We start from the raw sequence: 24,089 nt of genomic DNA on the forward strand, positions 1-24,089 counted from the left end.
ACTCCACGCATGGAAAAGGGGCAGGCCGCGCGGCCTGCCCCTGTCGGTGTACCACTGGTCAGCGGCGGCGTTCCTTGTTGGCACGCGCCGAGTTGGTGCAGACCTCACCGACGTTGACCGTCTGGCCGCGGTCGACGAAGACGTCGGCGATGCCGACGAGCTTGCCGATCCGGTTGGTGCAGGTCAGGGTGTAGGCCTCCTTGGTGCCGTAGGTCGGCGGGATCGGGGAGGCGAACTCGATCCGGCCGTTGCCCCAGTCATCCGGGTTGGCCGGGTCGACCTGGTCGTAGTTGACCATCACCGCGGTGTAGTCGCCGGGCGGCGGGTCGAACAGGGTCGCCCGCTCGGAGGTCGTGCCACCGGCCGCCGACGAGGTGACGAGCTCACCGGCCGCGTTGTAGACGTACAGGTCCCAGTCGGTGTCCGTGGACGCCCACTGCACGACCACGTCGAACCGGCCGTTGTCCACCTCGGGCAGGCCCTTGATGCTGAACGGCATGCTCTCCGAAACCGGGTTGCCCGGGTAGTTGGTGTTCTCCGCGGGCACGCCCGGCGGGTTCGCCAACGGCAACGTCCCCTGCGGCGGGCCCTGCGGCTCACGGCCGTAGCGGCCGGCCACGTACGGACGGGTCGACGGGTTGACCGACCACGCGAACTGACCGCCGGTCGACGAGTACGTCGAGTCGAGCGTGTCGGTCACGTAGATCGGCGGCTTGGTCGAGCCGTCCGGCTGCAGCACCGGCGAGGTCGGCGTCTGGAACGTCTTGTGCAGCTTGAGCTGGTAGCCGCGCGGCGCCGAACCGATCAGCGTCGAGTGCGCCGCCGGGTCGGCGGCGTTGCCGAGCATGTCCAGGAACGCCGCCCGGTTGCCGCCCTTGCCCGCGCCCGCGGCCGGAGCCATGCCGAGGTACTCGGCCACGACAGCGTCCTGGAACGGCGGGTGGAAACCGGCGGTGTTGATCTCGAAGGTGTAACCGAGGCCGCCGGTGGACCAGAACGACCAGTCCTCGGTCGTGCCGGTGGTGTCGTACAGGCCCCAGCTCGGGATGCTGCGGTATCCGTTGCGCGACGCCATCTTGTCGCCGAGCGCCTTGAGCACCGGCTCGTCCAGCGGCGGACGGGTGGAGGCGATGCCCGGCGGGCGCAGGATCAGGTTGCCGTAGGTGTGCAACGTGACCAGGTTGGTGACCTGACGCGTGGACACGAGCTCACGGATGTTCTGCGTCTCCGGCTCGGAGAACGGCGCGGCGCCACGGAACGTGTCGCCGTTCCCGTTCGGACTGGCGCCCGGGCCGCCCCAGAACGTGGCGTAGTTGCGGTTCGGGTCCGTGCCGCGCTCGCGGCCGGCCGGGTTGGCCTTGCACACGCCGGTGCGCAACTGCGGCGGTGAGTCGGCAGCCTGGCAGTTCTTGCGCTTCATCTCGTAGTCGAACCGGGAGAAGTCACCCTTGGGCTCGGCCTCGCGCGAGATGGAGAAACCGTCCACGTTGACGATCGGCACGATGATGTTGCGGGTCTTGCCGACCAGGGACCTGATCGCCGGGTCCCGCTGGTAACCGTTGACGAGCTCGTACGCCCACTCGATCGCGTGCTCCGACGCGGGCCACTCCCGCGCGTGGTGCACCCCCATGGTGACGTTGACCGGCTTGCCGTCGCCGACGTTCGCCACGTCCGTGGCGATCTCCACACCGATCACGTCCCGGCCCTCGACGGACGGGTTGCTCAGCGTGAACGTCTTGACCAGCTTGGGATTCCTGCGCGCCAACTCCTTGAGTTCGAACTCGTACTCGTAGAGGTGGCGGTAGCTGGTGCGGCCGGACGGCAGGCCCGACGCCTGCGTCCTGGCGGTGTACTCCCGGTCCTTCGCCGCGTCCTCACGGGAGGTCTTCGACAGGTCCGGGTTGACCGTGGTGGACTTCAGGCCGCTGTCGCGCAACGTCTTGCGGTCGGCGTCGTCCGCCAGGACGACCTCGATGCCGGTGTCGTCGCCCTTCTCGGTGACGTCGAGGCCGAGGGCGAGCAGCTTGCTCTTGTCCGTGCGCTCAGGCGTTTCGACACGCACGATCTCCGCGCGTTGCGGCGCTTGCGCCGTCGGGGACGGCGTGCCCTGCGGCGTGAGCGCGAGGAAATCGACGCCCACCACGACGTTGCGGCCCGGCCCCGAGTAGCGGCAGGCCTGGACGACGAGTTGCTGCCCCTTCTTGACGAAGCTCTCGGCGAGTTCACGGCTGCGCAGCGCCGACGACGCCGCGACGACCTTGCCCGTCCCCTTGTCGAACACCGCCAGGTCCCAGTCGCCCTCAGCACCGGCGCCGGGCGCGAGCCGCGCCTGGATCAAGCCGTCGACGGTCGACGTGACCTCACGCTGGTCGATTCCCTGCGCGCGCCGGGACTGCACGGACTCGTGACAGGCGCGAGTCACCGAGGCGTCTGCCCGCAGGATGTTGTCGGCCGCCGTCGCGGACGGAACGGTGACGCCGAAGATCACCAGCCCGGCCGCCCCCAGTGCGATCCCCGTCCGTAACGCCAACGGGGATCTGTGTCTTGACCCCATAAGGTTCGCACCCCACATTCATGGTCCACTTGATCGACTGACCCTAAGTCAACGGCCGGGCGATCGGTTGGGGCCAAAAGTAGGCACTACCCTCGGTGGCAGGACGTAGGTCCGCGCATGCGGCGCTAAAGTCCTAGTGCGAGTCCAGGCGCCTCGCGATTCCGCGCCTGCCCGGTCCACGCGGGAGAACCGGGCAGGCGTGGGCAACGGCTCGCACAGTGCATGGTTGCCGCACAACGGTTGTCACTGTGCTTGTTACAGCGCTTGGGCCGCAACAGATCCGAGCGGCGCACCGAGCACGATGACCACGCCGTTGCCGTAACACGCTGAGGGCGAAACAGCCAGACCGCACCGGGCGGTTCAGTGGCATGTGTTCGCCAACCCGCCCCCTCAGCCGAGGCGCTCGATGATCGTCACGTTGGCCTGGCCGCCGCCTTCACACATCGTCTGTAGGCCGAAACGCCCGCCGGTGCGCTCCAGTTCGTGCAGCAGGGTGGTGAACAGACGAGTCCCGGTCGCGCCGATCGGATGGCCCAGGGCGATGGCGCCGCCGTTCACGTTCACCCGGTCAAGGTCGACCTTGAGTTCCTTCGCCCACGCCAGAACCACGCTCGCGAACGCCTCGTTGGCCTCGAACAGGTCGATGTCCGAGACGCTCATGCCGGCCCGGTCCAGCGCGTGCCTGGTGGCCCGGATCGGTGCGGTCAGCATGAAGATAGGGTCGGACCCGCGCGCCGACATGTGATGCACGCGGGCACGTGGAGTGAGCTTGTGCCGCAGCACCATCCGTTCGGACGCCACGAGAACCGCACTCGCCCCGTCGGAGATCTGGCTCGACAGCGCGGCGGTCACCCGGCCGTCCGGGCGTAACGGCGCGAGCTTGGCCATCTTGGCCAGGTCGGTGTCCCGGCGCGGGCCCTCATCGTGCTCGAACCCGTCCACCGGCACGATCTCACGGGTGAACCGTCCGGCGTCCTGGGCCGCGATAGCCTTGCGGTGACTGGCGAGCGCGAACTCCTCCATCTCGAAGCGCGACAGGTCCCAGCGGGTGGCGATCATGTCGGCCGAGCGGAACTGGGAGATCTCCTCGGAGCCGTACCGGTGGTCCCAGCCGTGCGAGCCGTGGGTCGGTGTCGGGAAGCCGAACCGCTCGCCCACCACCATCGCCGAGCCGATCGGGATCTGGCTCATGTTCTGCACGCCACCGGCCACGACCAGGTCCGAGCCGCTGATCACCGCCTGGGCGGCGAAGTGCAGCGCCTGCTGGCTCGAACCGCACTGCCGGTCCACGGTCACCCCGGGCACTTCCTCCGGGAAACCCGCCGCCAGCCACGCGGTCCTGGCGATGTCCCCGGCCTGCGGGCCCAGTGTGTCCACGCAGCCGAAGATCACGTCGTCGACCTCGCCGGGATCGACCGGGTTGCCCTCGAACAACGCCTTGATCACGTGCGCGCCCAGGTCGGCGGGGTGCATGCCGGACAGCGCGCCGCCGCGCCGCCCGACCGGAGTGCGTACGGCATCGATGATGTACGCCTCGGACACGGGTTCTCTCCCTTCAGGGACGGCGTACCGGCCGGCGGCGGGTGGAGATGCCGTCCAGCAGGATGCCGAGGTACTGCTCCGCCACGTCCTGCGCGGAGAGCTGACCGCCCGGCCGGTACCAGTGCACGGCGACCCACACCGTGTCCCGGATGAACCGGTACACCAGCTCGACGTCGAGGTCGGGACGGAACGCACCGGCTCGCACGCCCTCCTCGAGCACGCCGACCCAGATCTTGCGGAACTCCACGCCACGCTCGGCGATGTAGCCGAACCGGTCGAACGTCGCCAGGTACTTGGCGTCGTTCTGGTAGATCGCGACCGCCGCGTGCTGCTTGTCGACGCTCTCCAGCGAGGCGGTCACGATCGCCTCGAGCGTCGCCTTCGGCGGCATGCCGGACTCGACGATCTGCCGGTACCGGCCGAACAGCTCGTCGAGAAAGCCGGTCAGGATCTCGTCCACCATGGACTCCTTGGAGTCGAAGTGGTGGTAGAGGCTGCCCGACAGGATGCCCGCGGCGTCCGCGATGTCGCGCACGGTCGTCGCGCGGAACCCGCGCTCGGCGAACATCTCCGCGGCGAGCCGCAGCAGCTCCGCCCGGCGCGCCGACACACCGGCCGCCGCCCCTGACTCCTTCTTCACCTGCTGACTCCTCATCATGGGTGCTGACTGCTCACCGACACCACCTCGCCGGTCATGTACGAGGCGTAGTCGCTGGCCAGGAACACCATCACATTCGCGACCTCCCATGGCCGCGCGGCACGCCCGAAAGCCTCCCGCCCGGCCAGTTCGGTCAACAGCTCCTCGCTGGTCACCTTGGCGAGGAACGGGTGCGCGGCCAGGCTCGGCGCCACCGCGTTGACCCTGATCCCGTGTTCGGCCGCGTCCATCGCCGCGCATCTGGTGAACGCCATGACCCCGGCCTTCGCCGCCGCATAGTGTGCCTGACCGCGTTGCGCACGCCAGCCGACGACCGAAGCGTTGTTGACGATGGCGCCGCCGTCCCCCTGCTCGACCATCTGCCGCAACGCCGCCCGCGTGCAGCGGAACGTGCCGTTGAGCGTCACGTCGAGCACCCTGCCCCACTCGTCGTCGGTCATGTCCAGCACCGACCTGGTACCGCCCAGCCCGGCGTTGTTGATCATCACGTCGATCCGGCCGAACGTGCTCGCCGCGCCGTGGACCAACGCCCGCACCTGGTCCTCGTCGGTCACGTCGCAGGCCACCGCGGCGACCCGGCCGCCGTGCCCGGCCTTCAGCGCGTCCAGGGTCTCGGCCAGCCTGCGTTCGTGGTGGTCGCTGATGACCACGTTCGCGCCTTCCTCGAGGCACCGCCGCGCGGTGGCCGACCCGATCCCGGTTCCGGCGGCCGCCGTCACCACGACGGTCTTGCCCTTGAGGAGGTCGTGCCCCTCGGGATAGTTCATCGAGATCTCCCATCGGTGACAGGCCGGACGTTCACCCGGACACCCGGTGCCGAGCGGACCGCCGCCATCAGCCGCCCCTGCTACTCGTGCTCACCTTCGCCGTCCATTCCGCCTGACACGTCTGGCGAGCCGGACGCGGCGGCGTGAACGACATCCCCGCTGTGACGACATCCCCGCCGTCATGCGCGAGGTTCCTTCGGCAGGCCGAGCACGCGCTCCGCGATGATGTTGCGTTGGATCTCGTCCGAGCCGCCGTAGATGGTGTCCGCGCGGCTGAAGAGGAACAGCCGCTGCCACTCGTCCAGGTCGCCGTTCGCGGCCACCATCGACTCCGGGCCGCGGACCTGCATCGCGAGCTCGCCGAGCTCACGGTGCCAGCGTGCCCACACCAGCTTGGACACCGACGCCTCGTAGCCGGGATCCGTGCGCGACAGCGTCCGCACGGCGTGTGCCCGCATCACCTCCAGACCGATCCAGGACCGCGTCAGGCGTTCCCTGATGACCGGGTTGTCCAGTGCCCCATTCCGTTTGGCCAGATCGATCAGCGCGTCCAGTTCACGCCGGAACCCGACCTGTTGGCCCAGCGTCGCCACGCCACGCTCGAACGCGAGCGTCGCCATGGCCACCCGCCAGCCGTCGCCCACCTCGCCGACGACCATGTCCTTGCTTGTCCTGGCTCCGTCGAAGAACACCTCGTTGAACTCCGACGTGCCGGTGAGCTGACGGATCGGCCGGACCTCGACGCCCGGCTGGCGCATCGGCACCAGCAAGTACGACAGTCCTTCCCGCCTGCGCGAGCCGGGTTCGGTACGAGCCAGCACGAAACACCAGTCCGCCTCGTGCGCCAGTGACGTCCACACCTTCTGGCCGGTCACCACCCAGTCGTCGCCGTCCACTGTGGCCGTTGTGGACACCGACGCCAGGTCGGACCCGGCACCCGGTTCGGAATATCCCTGGCACCAGAGTTCTTCGACAGCACGGATCTTCGGCAGGAACCGGGCTTGTTGCGCCGGTGTGCCGAACGCGATCAACGTCGGGCCGAGCAGCTCCTCTCCGATGTGGTTGACACGCGCGGGCGCGTTGGCCGCCGCGTACTCCTCGTGGAAGATCACCTGTTCCTGGGTGCTCGCGCCACGGCCGCCGTGCTCCACCGGCCAGCCGAGGCAGCTCCACCCCGCCCGCGCCAGCGTGCGGTCCCATTCCCGGCGTAACTCGTACTGCTCGTGCTCCCGGCCGGGACCTCCGGCACCGCGCAGCTTCGCGAACTCGCCCCGCAGATTGTCCGCGAGCCAGGCGCGCAGCTGTTGACGGAAGTCGCCGTTCACGTAGGCTAGCCTACCAAGCATTTGCTTGAGGAGGTGAGTGTGCGCCGAGAAACGATTCCCGCCGCGCTCATCGAAGCGGCCGAGCGCTTCGGCGATGCGCAAGCAGTGGTCGACGGCCAGGTCAGGCTGACCTTCCGCGAGTTACACACCCGCGTGATGGCAGTCGCGTACGGCCTGACGGCGAGCGGTGTCACCCGGGGTGACCGGGTCGCCATCTTCGGGCCGAACACGCATCACTGGGTGACGTCAGCACTTGGGGTGCTGTACGCGGGCGCCACTCTGGTGCCGATCAACACCCGCTTCACCACGGCGGAGACCCTGGACGTGATCAACCGCAGCGGTGCGCGAGGGTTGTTCGTGGCAGGCGAATTCCTTGGCGTGGACCGGCAGGCGGACTTGCTGGAAGCCGACGTCACGCTCGCTTCCCGGGTCCGGATCTTCCGGATGCCGCTGGAATGGCCGGAAGCCACGTTCGAGTCACCGGCCGAGCCGGACGACGTGGCCGACATCCTCTACACGTCGGGCACCACGGGGCGCAGCAAGGGCGCCATGAGCGCCCACAGGCAATCACTCGCCGCGGCACGGGCCTGGGCGTCGCGGACCGAGCTGAGCGCGGATGACAGATACCTCATCGTGAACCCCTTCTTTCACAGCTTTGGTTACAAGGCGGGAATTCTGACGTGCCTGCTGACGGGCGCGACCATGGTGCCGCAGGCTGTGTTCGATGTTGCCGAGACGATTCGGCTGACCTCGCTCGAGCGTATCACGGTTCTGCCCGGCGCGCCGACGATCTACCAGTCTATTTTGGACCACCCGGCCGACTTCCCCAGGATACGCCTTGCCGTGACAGGCGCCGCCGTCGTCCCGGTCACCCTGGTCGAGCGCATGCGCAAAGAGCTGTGCGACACCGTTCTCACCGGATACGGGTTGACCGAATGTCCTGTTGTGACACTGTGTTCCCCGCAGGACAGCGCCACGACGGTCGCACACACCGCGGGGCACGCCGCCGCCGGTTGCGAGGTACGAATCGCCGGATCGGGTGAAATCCTCGTGCGCGGCCCGAATGTGATGCTCGGCTACCTCGACGACCCCGAGGCAACGGCCGCGGCGATCGACCAGGACGGCTGGTTGCACACGGGTGACATCGGAAGCCTTGACGCGGCAGGGAACCTGACGATCACCGACCGCTTGAAGGACATGTACGTCTGCGGTGGGTTCAACGTGTACCCCGCGGAGGTGGAACAGGCGCTGGCGCGCCTGCCCGGTGTCGCGGAGGCCGCGGTGATCGGTGTCCCGGACGCCCGCCTCGGCGAGGTCGGCAAGGCGCACATCGTCCGCAAAGCCGGCGCTGACCTGTCCGAACAGGAGGTCATCAGTTTTTGTCGGACCCTGCTGGCAAACTTCAAAGTGCCCCGGCGGGTGGAGTTCCTGCCGGCCCTGCCCCGCAACCCGTCGGGCAAGGTCCTCAAGCGAGTACTAAGGGGAGAGTCATGAGCGTGGTCCGCTACGAGCGGCAAGGCCCGGTCGCGATCGTCACGATGAACCGGCCGGAGTACCGCAACGCGCAGAACTCGGCGATGACGTACGCGTTGGACTCGGCCTTCGCGACCGCGGTCGACGACGCCGACGTGAAGGTGATCGTCCTTGCGGGAGAAGGAAAGCACTTCTCGGCCGGGCACGACATAGGCACGCCCGAGCGGGATGTCGACGTGTCGTTCGAACGCCGGGCCGTGATGTGGTGGGACCACGTCGACCGGCCCGGCGGCGACCAGCGGTACGCCCGGGAAATGGAGGTGTATCTGGGAATGTGCCGCCGATGGCGGGAGATTCCCAAGCCCACCATCGCGATGGTGCAGGGCGCGTGCATCGCGGGCGGGCTGATGCTGGCGTGGGTGTGCGATCTGATCGTCGCCGCCGAGGACGCTTTCTTCTCGGATCCCGTTGTGCGGATGGGAATCCCGGGAGTCGAGTACTTCGCCCACCCATGGGTCCTCGGTCCCCGGGCCGCGAAGGAGGTGCTCTTCACGGGTGATCGGTTCACCGCCCGGCAAGCCCACGATTGGGGGATGGTCAACCGAGTGGTTCCCCGGGAATCATTGACCGAGGAGACGTTACGGCTCGCCGGCCGGATCGCCGAGATGCCGCAGTTCGGGCTCGCCCTCGCCAAACGTGCCGTGAACCAGGCGGAAGACCTGATGGGGCTGCGCTCGGGCATGGACTCGGTGTTCGGACTACACCACTTCGCGCACGCCCACAACGCCGAGGTCTCCACGGACTCCCTCGCGGGCCTCGACGCCCGCTCGATGAAAGAACGCCCATGACCACTCCCCACCTCGCGGTTCTCCGCTTACCGGGCTGACCGTCGGTACAGCCACCCGTATCCACGACGAACCGGTGTGGCTGACCAGGTTCTGGGGTGCGAACGAGCACCCCGCGCCGTTGTGCGCGAACGCCCAGCAATCGCCATGCCGTGGCGCGCCCCTCAGCACCTTGATGCCGTGACGGCACCCTGCTCCGCTTCTCCTGTCCGGAAAGAGAATCCATGGATCTCGACCTCGATCCCGCGACCCTCGGCTTCCAGGCCGAAGTCCGGTCGTGGCTCGCCGCGCACGTCCCGTCCGAGCTGCCTTCGCTGGACACCGCCGACGGGTTCGAGGCCCATCGCGCCTGGGAGAGAACGCTTTTCGACGAACGGCTGTCGGTGGTGTCGTGGCCGGCGGAGTACGGCGGCAGAGACGCTTCCCTGCTCCAGTGGCTGGTCTTCGAGGAGGAGTACTACGCGGCCGGTGCGCCTGCCCGGGTCAGCCAGAACGGGATCTTCCTGCTGGCACCGACCCTGTTTGCGCATGGCACACCAGAGCAGTGCGCGCGACTGCTTCCCGCCATGGCCAGTGCCGAGGAGGTCTGGGCGCAGGCGTGGTCGGAACCGGAGGCGGGCAGTGATCTGGCCGCGATCCGGGCGTCCGCGGCGAAAACCGACGGCGGGTGGTTGCTGAGCGGGCAGAAGACGTGGAGTTCCCGTGCCGCGTTCGCCGATCGTGGCTTCGGGTTGTTCCGCACGTCCGGCGAACGGCACCGCGGGTTGACGTACTTCATGTTCTCGCTGCGGGCTCCCGGGGTCACCGTGCGACCGATCGCGCAGCTCGACGGCGAGCCGGGGTTCGCGGAGATCTTCCTCGACGACGTGTTCGTGCCGGACGAGGACGTGATCGGCGCTGTGGACAACGGCTGGCAGGTCGCGATGAGCACGGCCAGCAACGAACGCGGGCTGTCCTTGCGTAGTCCCGGGCGGTTCCTGGCCACCGCGGGACGGCTCGTCCGCCTCTGGCAGGCGTTGCCTGATCCGGCTTTACGCGATCGCGTCGTGGACGCGTGGATCGGAGCTCAGGCCTATCGCCTGTACACCTTCGGCACGGTCGCCCGGCTGGCCGAAGGCGGCAGCCTGGGTGCCGAGTCCAGTGTGAACAAGCTGTTCTGGTCCGAGTTGGACATCGCCATGCACGAGACAGCACTGGAGCTGCTCGGCGGCGAAGGCGAGGCCGACGGCCCCTGGCTGGACGGCTACGTGTTCTCGCTCGCGGGCCCCATCTACGCGGGGACCAACGAGATCCAGCGCAATGTGGTGGCCGAGCGGATACTGGGGTTGCCTCGATGAAGTTCGCACTCTCCCCCGAACAGGCCCAGTTCGCCGACACGCTCGACGCGCTGCTCGCCAAGTCCGATGTGGCCAGGGCTTGGGCGGCGGGCGACCACGAGCCGGGTCTGGCGGTCTGGCGGCACCTCGCCGACCTGGGCGTCACCAGCGTCGCCCAGGACGGCGAACCCGTCGATCTGGTCGTGGCCATGGAAGCCGTCGGATTTCACGCGCTTCCCGGACCGGCTATCGAAACGCTGGCCGTCCTCCCGGGCCACACCGACGGCGCGTTACTCGCGACGGTGGCCATACCGCCGCACGTGCCCTACGCGGTGGACGCCCACGTTGCGGAGCGAGTATTCGTGCTGCGAAACGGCGTGCTCTTCACGGGAACGCCGGGTCAGCGGATCAGTTCGGTGGATCCGTGCCGGGCGTTGTTCGAAGTGACCCCGGCGACCGAGGTCGGCCCACTGGACGGGGCGTTCGACCGAGGTGTGCTCGCCTGCTCCGCGCAACTCCTGGGCGCGGGCCGGGCGTTGTTGGCCAGGTCGGTCGACTACGTCAAGCAGCGCACCCAGTTCGGCAAGCCGATCGGGTCCTTCCAAGCGGTGAAGCACCAGCTCGCGTCCGTGCACGTCGGTCTCGAACTCGCCAGGCCGGTGGTCTACGGCGCCGCGTTGAACGCCGTACCAGTGTCCGCCGCGAAGATCGCCGCAGGCGATGCCGCCTACCGCGCGGCACGCACGGCCCTCCAGGTCCACGGCGCCATCGGCTATACCGTCGAGAACGATCTCAGCCTCTGGTTATCCAAGGTCCGTGCCCTCCACACAGCCTGGGGCACAGGCTCCGTCCACCGCGCAAGGGTCATGGCGACCTTGACCCGCCCCGCCGGACCTCATTGATCGAGGTCCACGGTTCAGCGACACTCGTCCTCAGTGGACTGTTGTGTGGCTGTGAGCGCTGATTCGTGAAATGGAGGACTGTCCGACGGTACGGTGGCATCATGGCTAGGTACGAGTTCGGTACGGTCACGTGGTCCGCCTCTTACGACAAGGGCACTGTCACTCTGCCCGGGACAGCGGAAACCTCACACAGGGGCGGTATGGAGAAGATCGTCGAGGTCCTGTCCGACCTGGGCAACCAGGGCTGGGACGTCGCCACCTGCGCCACGGGCGGCCGCTGGCTGATCTGGACCGTCCGTCGACAACTCTGAGCCCTGCGGCCGGGCAGATCCACGAATCCCCGCGGCCACCCGGCCACGGACTAAGGTTTCCGCCGTGATCGAACCGTCCGCCCTGCACGACACCAAACATGCCTACGACGCCGTCGCGAGCCTCTACGCCGAGCTTTTCAGTGACGTCCTTGAGGCCTTACCGCTGGAACGGGGGTTGCTGGCCGCGTTCGCCGAACTCGTACAGGCACACAACGCCGGACCGGTCGCCGACATCGGGTGTGGTCCCGGCCATGTGACGGCATACATGCACGCGCTGGGGCCGACGACGTTCGGGATCGATCTGTCCTCCGAGATGGTCGCCTTGGCCCGCCAAGCGCATCCGGACCTGCGGTTCGACGAAGGGTCGATGACTGCCCTGGACCTCGCTGACGGAGTTCTCGGCGGAATTCTCGCGCTCTACTCCACCATCCACACCCCGCCACGGCACCTGCCGATCGTTTTCGCCGAGTTCCAGCGGGTGCTGGCGCCGGGCGGCCACCTGCTGATCGGCTTCTTCGCCGGTGACGATCCGCTGCCGCAGGAGTTCGACCACAAGGTCACGCTCGCCTATCGCTGGTCGCCCGACAGCCTGATGGACCTGTTGCGCCAGGCCGGTTTCGCCGAGATCGGACGGCTGCGGCGCGAGCCTCGCGACGGCGAGCGGTTCCACCAGGCCCACCTGCTGGTTCGCAAGCCCTGATCGCTTCGCGGTATCGCCCGGTAACGGCTGGCTCGTCACCCGGCAACTAACGGGTGTGAGCGAAACGATGGCCGAGGCCGGGCAGCGGCCGGGTGCTTCCGGGCTGGCGGCGGAGTTCGAGCAGATCTACCGCGCGCACGTCCAGGAGGTGACGGCGTATTTCGCCCGGCGGACGGCGGATCCGCAGACGGTCGCCGACCTCACCGCGGACACGTTCGTGCGGGCGATCACGTCCTTCCCCACGTTCGATCCGGCCAGGGGCAGTCCGCGGGGCTGGTTGTTCGGCATCGCCCGGCGGGTCTTCGCTCAGCACTGTGAGCGGGTCAGCCGGGGCCAGGACGTGACGGCACGGCTGGCCGGGCGACGCGAGCTCGGCGTCGACGAGGCCGCCGAGCTGGTGGTCCGGATCGACGCGGAGTGTCGTGGCAGGGAGTTGCTCGACGGCATGGCCGCGCTGGCGCCTGCCGACCGGGAGGCCGTCGAACTCGTCGACATCGCGGGCCTTGAGCGCACGGAGGCGGCGGCCGCGTTGGGCATCTCCTCGGGTGCGCTGCGGATCAGGCTGTTCCGGGCGCGGGCCAAGTTGCGGAAGATCGTAGGTGAAGAGCATGAATAAGTTCGAAGAGCAGTTGCTCGACGACCTGATGCGGGACCACGGCCCGCGACTGGCTGTCGCGCGGCGTCCCGGGCCGCGCCCGGAGAAGCCCACGTGGATCGCGACAGGCGTGGTGGCCTTGGCCGGAGTGACGGTCGGCGCTGTGCTGCTGGTGCCTTCCGACAGTCCGGCCTATGCGGTGACGGACAACAAAGACGGCACCGTCACCGTGTCGGTGGACAACGCCAGCGCCGTGGACGACGTCGACAAGCAACTGCGAGGTCCGGTGCGCGTCAGCGCCGGCGTCCCCGTCCACTGCGACCCGTCCGGTGTGGTCAGGCTGCTGCCGCAACGCGAGTCGCTGGAAGCCGCCCTCAGCGAGGTCGTCGGTGCGGAAGTCCCGACCCGGATCAGGATGCGCAAGAACGACGACGGCTCGTTCACCCTCACCGGGGTGGAGTGCGGGAAGAAGTGATCAGTTCAGGGCGGCCAGCAGCAGGGGGAACGACCGGTGCAGCGCCCGTTCCCAGTAGGGCCAGGTGTGCCTGCCCGGGCCGTAGAAGTCGGTGAGGACGCGGACGTGCTTGGCACGAAGGCGTTCCGCGACGGCCACGGTCTGTTCGCCGAGGAGTTGTTCCAGGCCGTCGAACCCCGAGCCGGCCGGATCGAGCGGTCCGGGTTCGCCGTTGCCGGTGGACAGGTAGACCGGGATGCCGCGAAGCCGCCCGGCCAGGTCGTACGGGTTGTGGGCGGCCCAGGTGCCGGCCTGGGCAACGGGGTCGCCCCACAGCGCGAAGGGGTCACCCGTGGTCTGCCGAACGATCCCGGTCACCAGGTCGGTCGACCGGCTGCCCTGGTAGGTCGTGTGGACGACGCCGCTGTAGGACGCGGCCGCCTTGAAGAAACCGGGATGCCTGGCGGCGTAGGACAACGCGCCGAAGCCACCCATGGACAGGCCAGCCACCACGCGGTCGTGGCCGGAGCGGTACTTGCGCTCGACCAGGCGCCTGAGCTCGGTGAGGTGGAAGGTCTCCCAGGCCGGTCCGTTCAGCCAGTCCGAATAGAACCCGGCCGTGCCGCCTTCGGGCATGACAATGAGGACATTGGTCCGGGCCGTGAACGACTCGACGTCGGTTTTGTCCGTCCACGAGCGATAGCCGGTGTCTCCGTCACAGCATCCGTGCAGGAGGTACAGCGTGGGCCATTTGCGGTACGGCGCGCGTCGCCAGTCCTTGGGCAGCAGCAGCCGGACACCGACCTCGCGGCCGACGGCTTCGGAGCGGACGGTCAGCTCAAGCAGCCGATCGCTCAGTTGCTGCTCTCGTACCACTGTGGCGCCGCCGGTGCCCGCCGAGGCGGGTACTCCGACGAGAACGCCCAGAACAAGCAGCAAAGACAGGAACAGTCCCCGTAAGCGCATCCGGACCTCCGCTGGCCGACACCCTGTTCCCAACTTGGCCGGGGCATGGTTACCTGTCAACCTTGTTGTCCGCTAACGGACATCACGACTTGGGACGGTGTCGCACACGCACTGGTAGAACGCCCATCTGGTTGACACAATCACCGCCAATGTCCGGTTCAGGGAGTGTCCAGTGACTTCATCGTCCGTGGTGACCACGGTGTTCCTGCCGATCGCCCTCGGGGTGATCATGCTCGGCCTGGGGATGTCCCTGACCATGCGGGACTTCAAACGGGTGGCGTCGGTGCCGAAGGCCACTGTGGTCGCCCTGGTCTGCCAGGTCGTCCTGCTGCCCGCGATCTGCCTGGGCCTGGTCGTGCTGTTCGGCCTGGCGCCGACGCTCGCCGTGGGGATGATGCTGCTCGCCGCCTCACCCGGCGGCACGACGGCGAACCTGTTCAGCCACCTGGCCGGCGGCGATGTCGCGCTGAACATCACGCTGACCGCGATCAACGCCGTGATCGCGGTGATCACGCTGCCGATCGTGGTGAACCTGTCGCTGTCGGGCTTCATGGACGGCGGGGAGGAACTCGGCCTGCAGTTCGACAAGATGCTGCAGGTGTTCGCGATCGTGCTGGTGCCGGTGGCGATCGGGATGCTGGTCCGGCGGCGGTTCCCCGCGTTCGCCGACCGCATGCTCCGGCCGCTCAAGATCGCCGCGATCGTGTTCATGGTCGCCACCATCGCGGTGGCGGTGTTCCAGGAACGCGCCAACATCGGCGGCTACCTGCAGGCCGTCGGCGCCATCGCGCTGCTGTTCTGCGTGATCAGCCTGTCGGTCGGCTACGCGATCCCGCGGCTGCTGAAGATCGGCCGCGGCCAGGCGATCGCCTCGTCGATGGAGGTCGGCATCCACAACAGCACCCTGGCTATCACCATCGCCCTCAGCCCGGCCCTGCTGAACAACGCACAGATGGCGGTTCCCGCCGCCGTCTACGGAGTGGTCATGTTCATCCCCGCCGGTGTCTTCGCGTACTGGGTGAGCAGGCGGACCAAGCACCCTGTGCACCAGGAGGCCGCCACGGGCTGATCACCGGACGTCGAAGATCCAGGCGCGCTGCTCGGCGGTCTCCGGCACGGCCCGTCCGCGTACCTGCGAGATCCGGCGGACGGCCTCGTCCGGGGTGATGCCGGTCAGCACCATCAGGCTCGCCGCGAGCAGGGACGAGCGGCCGACGCCTGTCCAGCAGTGGGTCACGACGTGCCTGCCTGCCGCCAGGTCCGCCACCAGTTCGCGAAGGATCGGCATGACCGAGTCGCGGTCCGGCAGACCCATGTCGGTGATCGGCAGGGACACGAACCGCAGCCCGGCGGCGCTGGCCTCCAGTGCCTCGTCCCCCAGGCCGGCCTCGGCCGTTTCCGCCGGGGTCAGCGCGGAGACCAGCACGTCCACACCGTCTTCACGCAGCGCCGCCAGCTGCGTTTCGAGCCAGTCCGCGTCGGGCTTGGCCATGATGCTCAGCTGTCCGGGGCCGTCGAGCGGGACGGTGTACAGCGTCGGTCTCACACAGCCGAGTCAACCGCACATTCGGCGATCAGCTCAACTGGATGCCGGGCCCGGCGTTCGGTGCCGTGCCGGATCTGCTGGCGGCAGGACACGCCGGTCGCCGCCACAATCGTGTCGGCCGGCGACGAGCGGATCGCCGGGAACAGCCGGTCCTCGCCGACCTGCATCGAGATGTCGTAGTGCTCGGCCTCGAAGCCGAACGACCCGGCCATCCCGCAGCAGCCGGCGTCCAGTTCGGTCACGGTGGCGCCCGGGATGCGGCGCAACAACTCGACCGTCGCCGCCGTGCCGACTTCGGCTTTCTGGTGGCAATGCCCGTGGTACAGGATCTTCCGGCCGTCGAACTGCGAGCCGAGGCGGAGTTCGCCCTGGTCGATGGCTTCGACGAGCAGCTCCTCCACCTGCCGGACGCGTGCGGCGACGGACTTGACGGCCGGGTTGTCCGGCAGCAAGGACAAGTACTCGTCCTGCAACGTGTACACGCATGACGGCTCGCACCCGACGATCGGGCCATCCGTGGCAGCGAGTCGCGCGGTCAACGCGGTCGCCTTGGTCTTGGCGTCGTCCAGCAGTCCCTTGGAGATGCCCGCACGGCCGCAGCAGCCGGACGACTCCAGCCGGACCTGCCAGCCCGCCTGCTCCAGCAGCGAGATCGCGGCGCGGCCGACACCGGGTTCGGTGAAGGTGGTGAACGAGTCGGCGAGGAACGTGACCGTGCGGCCGGAAGTGGAGCCGGTGTGACGGCGGAACCAGCGGATCAGGTTCTCCCGCTTGAACTCCGGCAACGGCCGTTGCGCGGCGATGCCCAGCAGCCTGCGGGCGAAGCGGAAGCGTCCGGCCAGATTGGACACCGGGGCCGTCGCCGAGCCGAGCCGGTTCATCGTCCTGATCGCACCGAAGACCCGGGACCGCAGGGGAGTACCGGACTGGGCGTGCTTCTGGGCGAGAGTTTCGCTCTTCAGCGCGGCCATGTCCACGCCGAGCGGGCATTCGCTCTTGCATGCCTTGCACATCAGGCACAGGTCGAGAACCTCGTGCAGCCTCGAATCGCCGAGAGCAGCGGCCGGATCGGCCGAGGACAGCGCCTTGACGAGCGCGTTCGCCCGGCCGCGGGTGGAGTCCTCCTCGTTGCGGGTGGCCATGTACGACGGGCACATCACGCCGGTCGCGCTCTTGCGGCACAGTCCGATGTTCATGCAGCGGTCCGCCGCGCTGCGCATGTCGCCGAGGAACGTCAGGTGTGTCGTCAGCGGTTTGGCCGCAGGCAGTGCCGGGTCCCGCAGATGGTCGGTCATCGCGGGCGAGTCGACGATCTTGCCGGGGTTGAGCACGTTGTCCGGGTCGAAGATGTGCTTGGCCTGGCGCATCGCCTCGTAGAGGGTGTCGCCGAACAGTGTGCGGTTGAACTCGCTGCGGACCAGGCCGTCGCCGTGTTCGCTGGAGTTGGCGCCGCCGAACTCGACCACCAGGTCACGGACTTCCTCCGCGACCGCCCGCATCGCCGCGACCTCGTCCGGGTTGGTGAGGTCGACGAAGGGCCGGACGTGCAGGCAGCCGACCGACGCGTGCCCGTAGAACCCGGCCTTCATCCCGTGCCGCGACAGGATCTCCCGGAACCTGGTGCTGTACTCGATCAACCGGGACGGGTGGACGGCCGTGTCCTCCACGAAGGCCTGCGGCCGCCGTGAACCGACACTCGACGCCATCAGCAGGCCGAGCCCGGCTTTGCGGACCTTGAGCAACGCGTTCTGTTGCGCCGGTGTCTCGGCACGCAGCGTGTGGTAGCCGTGGGAGTGCTTCTCCCACAACGAAGCCAGGCGGTCCAGCTCAGCGACGGCGGCAGCCTGGGTGTCGCCGGTGAACGTGACGAACAGCAGCGCTTCCGGGTCGCCTGCCAGGAAACTGGCGAGCCGCCGGTACTCCAGTTTCTGCCGGGACAGGTCCAGGATCGTCTTGTCGATCAGTTCGACCGCGGCCGGGTCGCACGCCAGCGCGTCGTCGGTCGCGGCGATGGCGGCCTCGATCGAGGTGAAGTGCCCGACCGCGATCACGGTGTGCTTCGGCTTGGGCACGAGACCGACGACCGCGGACGTCGCGACGACCAGCGTGCCCTCGGAGCCGACTACGAACTTGGCCAGGTCGAAGGGACCGTCCGCCAACCGGTCCAGGCGGTACCCGCCCGCACGCCGCCAGAACCGGGGGAAACCGTCGGCGATGGCCGGCCGGTTCGCGTCCACCAGCGCCGTCAACGCGGAGTCGAACCTCGACGGCGTTCCTGGCGCGAAGGTGGCCGTGTTCCCGTCGGAGAGCACGACTTCCAGTGACCGCACGTGGTCGATCGTCATGCCGTACCGGACCGACCCGCTGCCCGCGGAGTTGTTGCCGATCATCCCGCCGATCGTGGCGCGGTTGCTGGTCGACGTGTCCGGCCCGAACATCATCCCGTGCGCCGACGCGGCCCGGTTCAGGTCGTCCTGCACGACACCGGGCTGGACGTGTGCCACCCCGGCTTCGGGGTCCAGCGCCAGGATGCGGTTCATGTGCCGGGAGAAGTCCAGCACCACACCGGGTCCCACGGTCTGGCCGGCCAGGCTTGTGCCGCCGCCGCGCGCCAGCACCGGAACGCCATACGAACGGGCAATGCTGACGGCCGCGACCACGTCGTCGCTGTGCCGTGGGAACACAACGCCCTCAGGCGTGATCGAGTACATGCTCGCGTCGCGTGAGAACAAGTGCCGCGTGTACGAATCGAACGCGACTTCGCCGTCGAGCGCCTTGCGTAGCGCCTCTGCCAGGTCACTCATGCGTCCGCCAAAACCGACAGCGCGGCCGTGACACCGTCCGGCTTCACCGGCACCCCGGCGAGTCGCAGTCCCATTTGGACACCGGACAGCGTGCCCGCGAGGCTGAGGTCGTTGAAGTGGCCCAGATGCCCGATCCGGAAGACCTTGCCCGCGACCTTGCCGAGCCCGGCGCCCAGTGACATGTCGAACCGGTCGAGGATCACTTCACGCAGCTTGTCGGCGTCATGGCCCTCGGGCATCAGGATCGCGGTCAACGTGTTCGAGTACGCCTGAGGATCGGCACACAACAACTCAAGGCCCCAGGCCTGCACAGCCGCGCGGGTTGCCGCCGCGTGCCGGGCGTGCCGGGCGTACACCTGCGGAAGGCCCTCGGCGTGCAGCATCCGCAACGCCTCACGCAGCCCGTACAGCAAATTCGTCGGTGGTGTGTAAGGGAAAGCGCCTCGCTTGTTGGCCTCGATGATCGGTTTCCAGTCCCAGTACGACTTCGGCAGCCGAGCCGACTCGGACGCCGCGAGTGCCTTGGCGCTGACGGCGTTGATCCCCAGCCCCGGCGGGAGCATGAGCCCTTTCTGGGAGCAGGAAACGGTGACGTCCACATTCCACTCGTCGTGCCGGTAGTCAACGGAACCCAGGGAGGACACCGTATCCACCATCAGCAAGGCCGGATGATCGCCCATGGCCCGCCGCACGGCCGCGATGTCGCTGGTCACGCCGGTCGAAGTCTCGTTGTGCACCACGAGGACCGCTTTGACGTCGGGCGTCAGCCGAGCCGGCACCTCGGCCGGATCGACACCGTGCCGCCAGTCCCCCGGCACGAAATCGACCTCCAGGCCGAGTTGCCGCGCCATCGCCTGCCACAGCGTGGCGAAGTGCCCGGTCTCGAAGCACAGCACGCGGTCACCGGGACTCAACGTGTTGACCAGCGCGGCCTCCCACGCACCGGTCCCGGAAGACGGATACAGCACGACGTCACCGGACGTGCCGACCACCGGCTTGAGCGGTTCGACGACCTCGGGCACCAGTGCGGCGAACCGCGGCCCACGGTGGTCGATGGTGGCCGCCGACATGGCCCTGAGCACCTGGTCCGGAACGTTGGTGGGGCCAGGGATCTGGAGAAAGTGACGTCCGCTGGCGAAACTCATACCCCTGAATACCTCTCCTGCTCGTCAACTCTTGACGTGATCCAGACGATACGTCTAATTTCTATGGACGAACAGCTAATTCCGAAATGCGGAATCCCTCGGAGCCGCGTATGTCGGTGGAGATCATCTCGATCCTGGTTCTCGTCGCGGTCTTCGTGCTCGGAACCACGTTGTCGATCAACATGGGTGTGCTGGCGTTCGTCGCCGCGTTCGCCGTCGGCACGCTCGCCGCGGACAAGTCGGCCGACGAGATCGTCGGCGGTTTCCCCAGCAACCTCTTCGTGATCCTCGTCGGTGTCACGTATCTGTTCGCCATCGCCAAGAGCAACGGCACTGTCGACTGGCTGGTCAGCGTCGCCATCCGGATCGTCGGCGGCCGGGTCGTGGCGATCCCGTGGATCATGTTCCTGATCACCGCCGTGCTGACCGCGTTCGGCGCGGTCGTCCCGGCGGCCGTGGCGATCATCGCGCCGATCGCGATGGGCTTCGCCACCCGGTACAAGATCAGCCCGGTGCTGATGGGCCTGCTGGTCATCAACGGCGCCAGCGCGGGCGGGTTCTCGCCGCTGAGCATCTTCGGCGGGATCACAAACGGCGTGGTGGAACGCAGCGACCTGCCGGGCAGCCCGATGACGTTGTTCGTCGCGTCCTTCGTCTTCAACCTGCTGCTCAGCGTGGTGGTGTTCGTCATCTTCGGCGGACGGCACCTGGTGCGCCACAAGGTGACCGACGAGATCGCACCCACCTCCGGCCCGGGCACGGTCCAGGCACCGGTCCGGTTGGACCACAACCGGATTCTCACTCTGGTCGGCATCGTCGGCCTCGCGGTCGGTGCGTTGTTCTTCGACCTCGACGTCGGACTGCTGTCCCTCACCGTGGTCGTGGTGCTCACGCTGGTCTCTCCGTCGACCACGCGGGACGCCGTCGACCGGGTCGCGTGGACGACAGTCCTGCTGATCTGCGGCATCGTGACATACGTCAGCCTGCTGGAGGACATCGGCACGGTCGACTACCTCGGCCACGGTGTGGCGGGCATCGGTGTGCCGCTGCTCGGCGCGTTGCTGATCTGCCTGATCGGCGCGGCGGTCTCGGCGTTCGCGTCGACGACGGGCATTCTCGGCGCGCTGATCCCGCTGGCCGTACCGTTCCTGCAGACCGGACAGGTCGGGGCGATCGGGCTGATCACGGCGCTCGCGCTGTCGTCTTCGGTGGTGGACGCGAGCCCGTTCTCCACCAGTGGCGCGCTGACCGTGGCCAGTGCTCCGCCGGAGTCCCGTGAGCTGGTGTTCAAGCGGTTGATGGCGTGGGGTTTCACCATGATCGCGGTGGCGCCGCTCGTCACATGGCTTGTCCTCGTCGTTCCGGGTTGGCTGTAGGCCATGCCTCTGAGTGGAATCACCGTGCTTGAGGTCGGCGTGTTCATGGCGGGCCCGTACGCCACCATGCAGCTCGCCGACCTCGGCGCGGAGGTGCTGAAGATCGAGAACCCGGCTGGTGGTGACCCGGTCCGCCAGGCCGGGCCGTTCGTGGACGGCACCAGCTCACCTTTCGCCCGGCTGAACCGGAACAAGAAGTCCGTCGCGCTCGACCTGAAGTCACCGGACGGGCGCGCGGCTTTCCGGCGGCTCGCCGACCACGCCGACGTGCTCGTGGAGAACCTCCGGCCAGGCGCGTTGCGTGCGCTGCGGCTGGACTACGAGACCCTGCGGCAGTCCAATCCGCGGCTGATCTACGCCTCGGCGTCCGGCTGGGGCCAGGACGGTCCGCTCGCGGGGCTGCCTGGACTGGACATCATGGCGCAGGCACGCAGCGGGCTGATGAGCATCACGGGCTCGCCCGGCGGGCCCCCGGCGAAAGTCGGCGTGCCCGTGTGCGACCTGGTATGCGGGTTGTACGTCGCCATGGCCGTCATAGCGGCGCTGCGCGAACGCGACCGGAGTGGCGAAGGTCAGTACATCGACGTGAGCCTGCTCGAATCCGGGGTGTCGCTGGCGGTGTGGGAGGCCGGGAAGTACTTCGCCACCGGCGAGGTCGGCGGGCCGCTCGGCACCGCACACCAGAGCCAGGCGCCATACCAGGCCGTGCGGTGCGCGGACGGCTGGCTCACGCTCGGCGCGATCACCCCGAAAACCTGGCTGGGCCTGACGGAAGTGCTTGGCCTGCAAGCGATCGCGAACGACGGTCGGTTCGAGGACGCGTACCGGCGCAAGGAGAACGTGGCCGAGTTGATCCCGATCATCGAACAAGCCACCCAGACGTGGACGGTCGCGGATCTCGTCGCCGCACTGGACCGCGCCGAGGTGCCGTGTGCGCCGATCTCGGACTACGGCGAGGTTTTCACCGCCGAGGCGCTGACCGAGCGGGACTTCTTCTGGGACGCGCCCGGTGGCGTGCGCCAACTGGGCTCGCCGATGCGCTTGTCCCGCACGCCCACCCGGCGCGACGCCGCCGGACCTGCGCTCGGAGCGGATACGCGTGCGGCGCTGCTCGCAGTCGGGTACACCAATGACGAGATCGACTCGCTGGTCGGAGGACAGTCATGAGCCTTGTCGTGGAGCAGGACGGCGCCGTGCTCACGGTCATCTTCAACCGTCCTGACAAGCACAACGCCATGACGTTCGACATGTACGAGCGCCTGGCCGAGGCGTGCGAGCACGCCGACAGCGACGACGGCATCCGTGCGATGGTGCTGCGGGGCGCGGGCCGTCAGGCGTTCGTGTCGGGCACGGACATCACGCAGTTCCGGGAGTTCGAGACCGGTGAGGACGGCATCGAGTACGAACGCCGGATCGCCGAGGTGCTCACGCGCCTGGAAGACGTGACCGTGCCGACGGTCGCGGTCATCCACGGCTATTGCGTCGGCGCGGGCCTTGCCATCGCCGCCGTCTGCGACCTTCGCGTCGCGGGCACGTCCGCACGGTTCGGCGTCCCGATCGCGCGGACACTGGGCAACTGCCTGTCGATGAACTCGTACTCCCTGCTGGTGCAGCACCTCGGCCCGGCACGCGCGATGGACATGCTGCTCAGGGCCAAGATGGTGACCGGCGGTGACGCCAAGACGGCAGGGTTCGTGCACGAGCTGTGCGGCGACGACGATCTGGACCGGACCGCGAACGCCGTGGTCGGCACGGTGCTGCGGCACGCTCCGCTGAGCATGTGGGCCGCCAAACAGGCGATCGCCCGGCTGCGCCGAGCTGCCCTGCCGGATGGCGACGACATCGTCAGGAAGGTCTTCGGCAGCGAGGACTTCCACCACGCGGTGGCCGTGTTCGGCAGCAAGCAGCAGGTCAGGTGGAGCGGGCGTTAGACCTTACGGCCGACGCCGCACCAGCCGAGGTAGTAGGCGGACATGTCGTTGTCGATCGGGTTGTCCGGGCGCCAGTCCGGCGGGTGCACGATGCCCGGCTCCTCCAGCTCCCAGCCTTCGAACAGCCGCTCCATCTCGGCTTTCGTGCGGGTGTGCAGCCGTGTCGTGGTGTTCCGGTACGCGTCGACGAACGCCGCGACCTGGTCTTTCTGCTCCTGCGGCGCCTCGTCGGACGCGATGTGCGACAGCGCGAGCTTGCTGCCGGGCGCTAATCGTGACCGGTAGTGCGCGATCAGCTCGGCCGGCTTGTCCTCGTCGCCGATGAAGTGCAGTAACGCCACCATCAGCAGGCAGACCGGCTTGTCGAAGTCGATCAGCGCACGGGTGCGCGGGTGGTCCAGGATGCCGTCCGGATCGCGCAGGTCCTCCTGGATCATCGCGACCCGGTCGGTGACCCGCTGCTCCTCCAGCCTGATCTGCGAGGTCTGCACCGCGATGGTGTTCGAGTCGACGTAGACCACGTGCGCGGACGGGTTGGCCTTCAGCGCGATCTCGTGCACGTTGCCGACCGTCGGCGCGCCCGAGCCGATGTCGAGGAACTGCGTGATGCCCGAGGCCGCGGCTTCCTGCACCGCGCGCCGCAGGAACGACCGGTTGCTGCGCGCGAGCGGCTTGATCGACGGCAGGATCCGCTCGACCTTGTCGACGAACGCGCGGTCGATCGCCGTGTTGTGCGAGCCGCCGAGATAGGCGTCGTACACGCGGTCGGGCGAGGGTAAGGACGTGTCGATGCCCGCCGCCTCCAGCCACGCGATCACCGCGGTGTCCTGGAATGGGGATTCGTACTCGGACGTGCGGTGGTCGGACGTCATCGGGCTC

Annotated in this window: 22 protein-coding genes; 12 read left to right on the forward strand and 10 right to left on the reverse strand. The window is 68.2% G+C overall.

Annotated features, from left to right (window positions below; translation table 11 throughout):
- Positions 1–58: 58 nt before the first annotated feature.
- The 5 genes from GC106_RS02915 to GC106_RS02935 all read right to left on the reverse strand — a co-directional run bounded on the left by GC106_RS02915 (position 59) and on the right by GC106_RS02935 (position 6,846).
- Positions 59–2,554, reverse strand: a complete 2,496-nt coding sequence (locus GC106_RS02915) for a M14 family zinc carboxypeptidase (protein ID WP_173123998.1) — start codon at positions 2,552–2,554, stop codon at positions 59–61.
- Between the two features lie 390 nt (positions 2,555–2,944).
- Positions 2,945–4,096 carry an acetyl-CoA C-acetyltransferase gene (locus tag GC106_RS02920; protein WP_173124000.1) on the reverse strand — a complete coding sequence of 384 codons (1,152 nt, stop codon included), beginning with the start codon at positions 4,094–4,096 and terminating at the stop codon, positions 2,945–2,947.
- Positions 4,097–4,109: 13 nt separating this feature from the next.
- Positions 4,110–4,751, reverse strand: a complete 642-nt coding sequence (locus tag GC106_RS02925; protein WP_173124002.1) for a TetR/AcrR family transcriptional regulator — start codon at positions 4,749–4,751, stop codon at positions 4,110–4,112.
- Positions 4,751–5,521: an SDR family oxidoreductase gene (locus GC106_RS02930; protein ID WP_173124004.1), complete on the reverse strand. Its 771-nt coding sequence runs from the start codon at positions 5,519–5,521 to the stop codon at positions 4,751–4,753. The genes GC106_RS02925 and GC106_RS02930 overlap by 1 nt, the downstream gene beginning before the upstream one ends.
- Positions 5,522–5,700: 179 nt before the next feature.
- Positions 5,701–6,846: an acyl-CoA dehydrogenase family protein gene (locus tag GC106_RS02935; protein ID WP_312872374.1), complete on the reverse strand. Its 1,146-nt coding sequence runs from the start codon at positions 6,844–6,846 to the stop codon at positions 5,701–5,703.
- A 39-nt stretch (positions 6,847–6,885) separates the two neighbouring features.
- Between GC106_RS02935 and GC106_RS02940 the strand changes: the two genes are divergently transcribed.
- The 8 genes from GC106_RS02940 (at position 6,886) to GC106_RS02975 (ending at position 13,463) form a co-directional block, all read left to right on the forward strand.
- The gene (locus tag GC106_RS02940; protein ID WP_312872375.1) at positions 6,886–8,340 is read left to right on the forward strand and encodes a FadD3 family acyl-CoA ligase; all 1,455 of its coding nucleotides are present in this window, start codon (positions 6,886–6,888) and stop codon (positions 8,338–8,340) included.
- The gene (locus GC106_RS02945) at positions 8,337–9,167 is read left to right on the forward strand and encodes an enoyl-CoA hydratase (protein ID WP_173124010.1); all 831 of its coding nucleotides are present in this window, start codon (positions 8,337–8,339) and stop codon (positions 9,165–9,167) included. The genes GC106_RS02940 and GC106_RS02945 overlap by 4 nt, the downstream gene beginning before the upstream one ends.
- A gap of 221 nt (positions 9,168–9,388) precedes the next feature.
- Complete coding sequence (locus tag GC106_RS02950) at positions 9,389–10,501, forward strand: acyl-CoA dehydrogenase family protein (RefSeq protein WP_173124012.1); 1,113 nt, start codon at positions 9,389–9,391, stop codon at positions 10,499–10,501.
- The gene (locus GC106_RS02955) at positions 10,498–11,382 is read left to right on the forward strand and encodes an acyl-CoA dehydrogenase family protein (RefSeq protein ID WP_173124014.1); all 885 of its coding nucleotides are present in this window, start codon (positions 10,498–10,500) and stop codon (positions 11,380–11,382) included. Before GC106_RS02950 ends, GC106_RS02955 begins: the two co-directional genes overlap by 4 nt.
- Positions 11,383–11,483: 101 nt before the next feature.
- Positions 11,484–11,693 carry a hypothetical protein gene (locus tag GC106_RS02960; protein WP_173124016.1) on the forward strand — a complete coding sequence of 70 codons (210 nt, stop codon included), beginning with the start codon at positions 11,484–11,486 and terminating at the stop codon, positions 11,691–11,693.
- A 64-nt stretch (positions 11,694–11,757) separates the two neighbouring features.
- Positions 11,758–12,393, forward strand: coding sequence for a class I SAM-dependent DNA methyltransferase (locus GC106_RS02965; RefSeq protein WP_173124018.1), 636 nt, complete (start codon positions 11,758–11,760; stop codon positions 12,391–12,393).
- A gap of 55 nt (positions 12,394–12,448) precedes the next feature.
- Positions 12,449–13,009 (forward strand): RNA polymerase sigma factor, encoded by a 561-nt coding sequence (locus tag GC106_RS02970; RefSeq protein ID WP_173124020.1) that lies wholly within the window; start codon positions 12,449–12,451, stop codon positions 13,007–13,009.
- Positions 13,002–13,463, forward strand: coding sequence for a hypothetical protein (locus GC106_RS02975; protein ID WP_173124022.1), 462 nt, complete (start codon positions 13,002–13,004; stop codon positions 13,461–13,463). Before GC106_RS02970 ends, GC106_RS02975 begins: the two co-directional genes overlap by 8 nt.
- Here GC106_RS02975 and GC106_RS02980 read toward each other — a convergent pair whose 3' ends face one another.
- Positions 13,464–14,408, reverse strand: coding sequence for an alpha/beta hydrolase (locus tag GC106_RS02980; RefSeq protein ID WP_173124024.1), 945 nt, complete (start codon positions 14,406–14,408; stop codon positions 13,464–13,466).
- A gap of 172 nt (positions 14,409–14,580) precedes the next feature.
- Between GC106_RS02980 and GC106_RS02985 the strand changes: the two genes are divergently transcribed.
- Positions 14,581–15,477 (forward strand): bile acid:sodium symporter family protein, encoded by an 897-nt coding sequence (locus GC106_RS02985; RefSeq protein WP_312872376.1) that lies wholly within the window; start codon positions 14,581–14,583, stop codon positions 15,475–15,477.
- Here GC106_RS02985 and GC106_RS48665 read toward each other — a convergent pair whose 3' ends face one another.
- From GC106_RS48665 to GC106_RS03000, 3 genes are read right to left on the reverse strand one after another with little or no spacing between them, the layout of a single operon-like run.
- On the reverse strand, positions 15,478–15,954 hold the full coding sequence (locus GC106_RS48665) for a protein-tyrosine phosphatase family protein (RefSeq protein ID WP_173124026.1): 477 nt from the start codon (positions 15,952–15,954) through the stop codon (positions 15,478–15,480).
- The gene (locus tag GC106_RS02995) at positions 15,951–18,758 is read right to left on the reverse strand and encodes an FAD-binding and (Fe-S)-binding domain-containing protein (protein WP_173124029.1); all 2,808 of its coding nucleotides are present in this window, start codon (positions 18,756–18,758) and stop codon (positions 15,951–15,953) included. The genes GC106_RS48665 and GC106_RS02995 overlap by 4 nt, the downstream gene beginning before the upstream one ends.
- Entirely contained in the window at positions 18,755–19,903 is a 1,149-nt protein-coding gene (locus tag GC106_RS03000) for a pyridoxal-phosphate-dependent aminotransferase family protein (RefSeq protein ID WP_173124031.1), read from the reverse strand. The genes GC106_RS02995 and GC106_RS03000 overlap by 4 nt, the downstream gene beginning before the upstream one ends.
- Before the next feature lie 110 nt (positions 19,904–20,013).
- Between GC106_RS03000 and GC106_RS03005 the strand changes: the two genes are divergently transcribed.
- The 3 genes from GC106_RS03005 to GC106_RS03015 are packed head-to-tail and all read left to right on the forward strand — an operon-like array spanning position 20,014 to position 23,210.
- The gene (locus GC106_RS03005; RefSeq protein ID WP_173124033.1) at positions 20,014–21,279 is read left to right on the forward strand and encodes an SLC13 family permease; all 1,266 of its coding nucleotides are present in this window, start codon (positions 20,014–20,016) and stop codon (positions 21,277–21,279) included.
- Positions 21,280–21,282: 3 nt separating this feature from the next.
- Complete coding sequence (locus tag GC106_RS03010; RefSeq protein WP_173124035.1) at positions 21,283–22,446, forward strand: CaiB/BaiF CoA transferase family protein; 1,164 nt, start codon at positions 21,283–21,285, stop codon at positions 22,444–22,446.
- Positions 22,443–23,210, forward strand: a complete 768-nt coding sequence (locus GC106_RS03015; protein ID WP_173124037.1) for an enoyl-CoA hydratase/isomerase family protein — start codon at positions 22,443–22,445, stop codon at positions 23,208–23,210. Before GC106_RS03010 ends, GC106_RS03015 begins: the two co-directional genes overlap by 4 nt.
- Here the strand turns inward: GC106_RS03015 and GC106_RS03020 are convergent.
- Entirely contained in the window at positions 23,207–24,082 is an 876-nt protein-coding gene (locus GC106_RS03020) for an SAM-dependent methyltransferase (RefSeq protein WP_173124039.1), read from the reverse strand. The two genes, GC106_RS03015 and GC106_RS03020, sit on opposite strands and share 4 nt — an antisense overlap.
- Positions 24,083–24,089 lie beyond the last annotated feature (7 nt).

This window comes from Kibdelosporangium persicum (assembly GCF_013280595.1).
Classification (GTDB): domain Bacteria; phylum Actinomycetota; class Actinomycetes; order Mycobacteriales; family Pseudonocardiaceae; genus Kibdelosporangium; species Kibdelosporangium persicum.

What these genes read in the sequence shown, in the direction of transcription:
- GC106_RS02955 (WP_173124014.1), top strand. Translation starts at nt 10,498, where the DNA reads ATGAAGTTCGCACTCTCCCCCGAACAGGCCCAGTTCGCCGACACGCTC.
- GC106_RS03015 (WP_173124037.1), top strand. Translation starts at nt 22,443, where the DNA reads ATGAGCCTTGTCGTGGAGCAGGACGGCGCCGTGCTCACGGTCATCTTC.
- GC106_RS03000 (WP_173124031.1), bottom strand. Translation starts at nt 19,903, where the DNA reads ATGAGTTTCGCCAGCGGACGTCACTTTCTCCAGATCCCTGGCCCCACC.
- GC106_RS02945 (WP_173124010.1), top strand. Translation starts at nt 8,337, where the DNA reads ATGAGCGTGGTCCGCTACGAGCGGCAAGGCCCGGTCGCGATCGTCACG.
- GC106_RS03010 (WP_173124035.1), top strand. Translation starts at nt 21,283, where the DNA reads ATGCCTCTGAGTGGAATCACCGTGCTTGAGGTCGGCGTGTTCATGGCG.
- GC106_RS02960 (WP_173124016.1), top strand. Translation starts at nt 11,484, where the DNA reads ATGGCTAGGTACGAGTTCGGTACGGTCACGTGGTCCGCCTCTTACGAC.
- GC106_RS02925 (WP_173124002.1), bottom strand. Translation starts at nt 4,751, where the DNA reads ATGAGGAGTCAGCAGGTGAAGAAGGAGTCAGGGGCGGCGGCCGGTGTG.
- GC106_RS03005 (WP_173124033.1), top strand. Translation starts at nt 20,014, where the DNA reads ATGTCGGTGGAGATCATCTCGATCCTGGTTCTCGTCGCGGTCTTCGTG.
- GC106_RS02950 (WP_173124012.1), top strand. Translation starts at nt 9,389, where the DNA reads ATGGATCTCGACCTCGATCCCGCGACCCTCGGCTTCCAGGCCGAAGTC.
- GC106_RS03020 (WP_173124039.1), bottom strand. Translation starts at nt 24,082, where the DNA reads ATGACGTCCGACCACCGCACGTCCGAGTACGAATCCCCATTCCAGGAC.
- GC106_RS02915 (WP_173123998.1), bottom strand. Translation starts at nt 2,554, where the DNA reads ATGGGGTCAAGACACAGATCCCCGTTGGCGTTACGGACGGGGATCGCA.
- GC106_RS02980 (WP_173124024.1), bottom strand. Translation starts at nt 14,408, where the DNA reads ATGCGCTTACGGGGACTGTTCCTGTCTTTGCTGCTTGTTCTGGGCGTT.
- GC106_RS02975 (WP_173124022.1), top strand. Translation starts at nt 13,002, where the DNA reads ATGAATAAGTTCGAAGAGCAGTTGCTCGACGACCTGATGCGGGACCAC.
- GC106_RS02930 (WP_173124004.1), bottom strand. Translation starts at nt 5,521, where the DNA reads ATGAACTATCCCGAGGGGCACGACCTCCTCAAGGGCAAGACCGTCGTG.
- GC106_RS02995 (WP_173124029.1), bottom strand. Translation starts at nt 18,758, where the DNA reads ATGAGTGACCTGGCAGAGGCGCTACGCAAGGCGCTCGACGGCGAAGTC.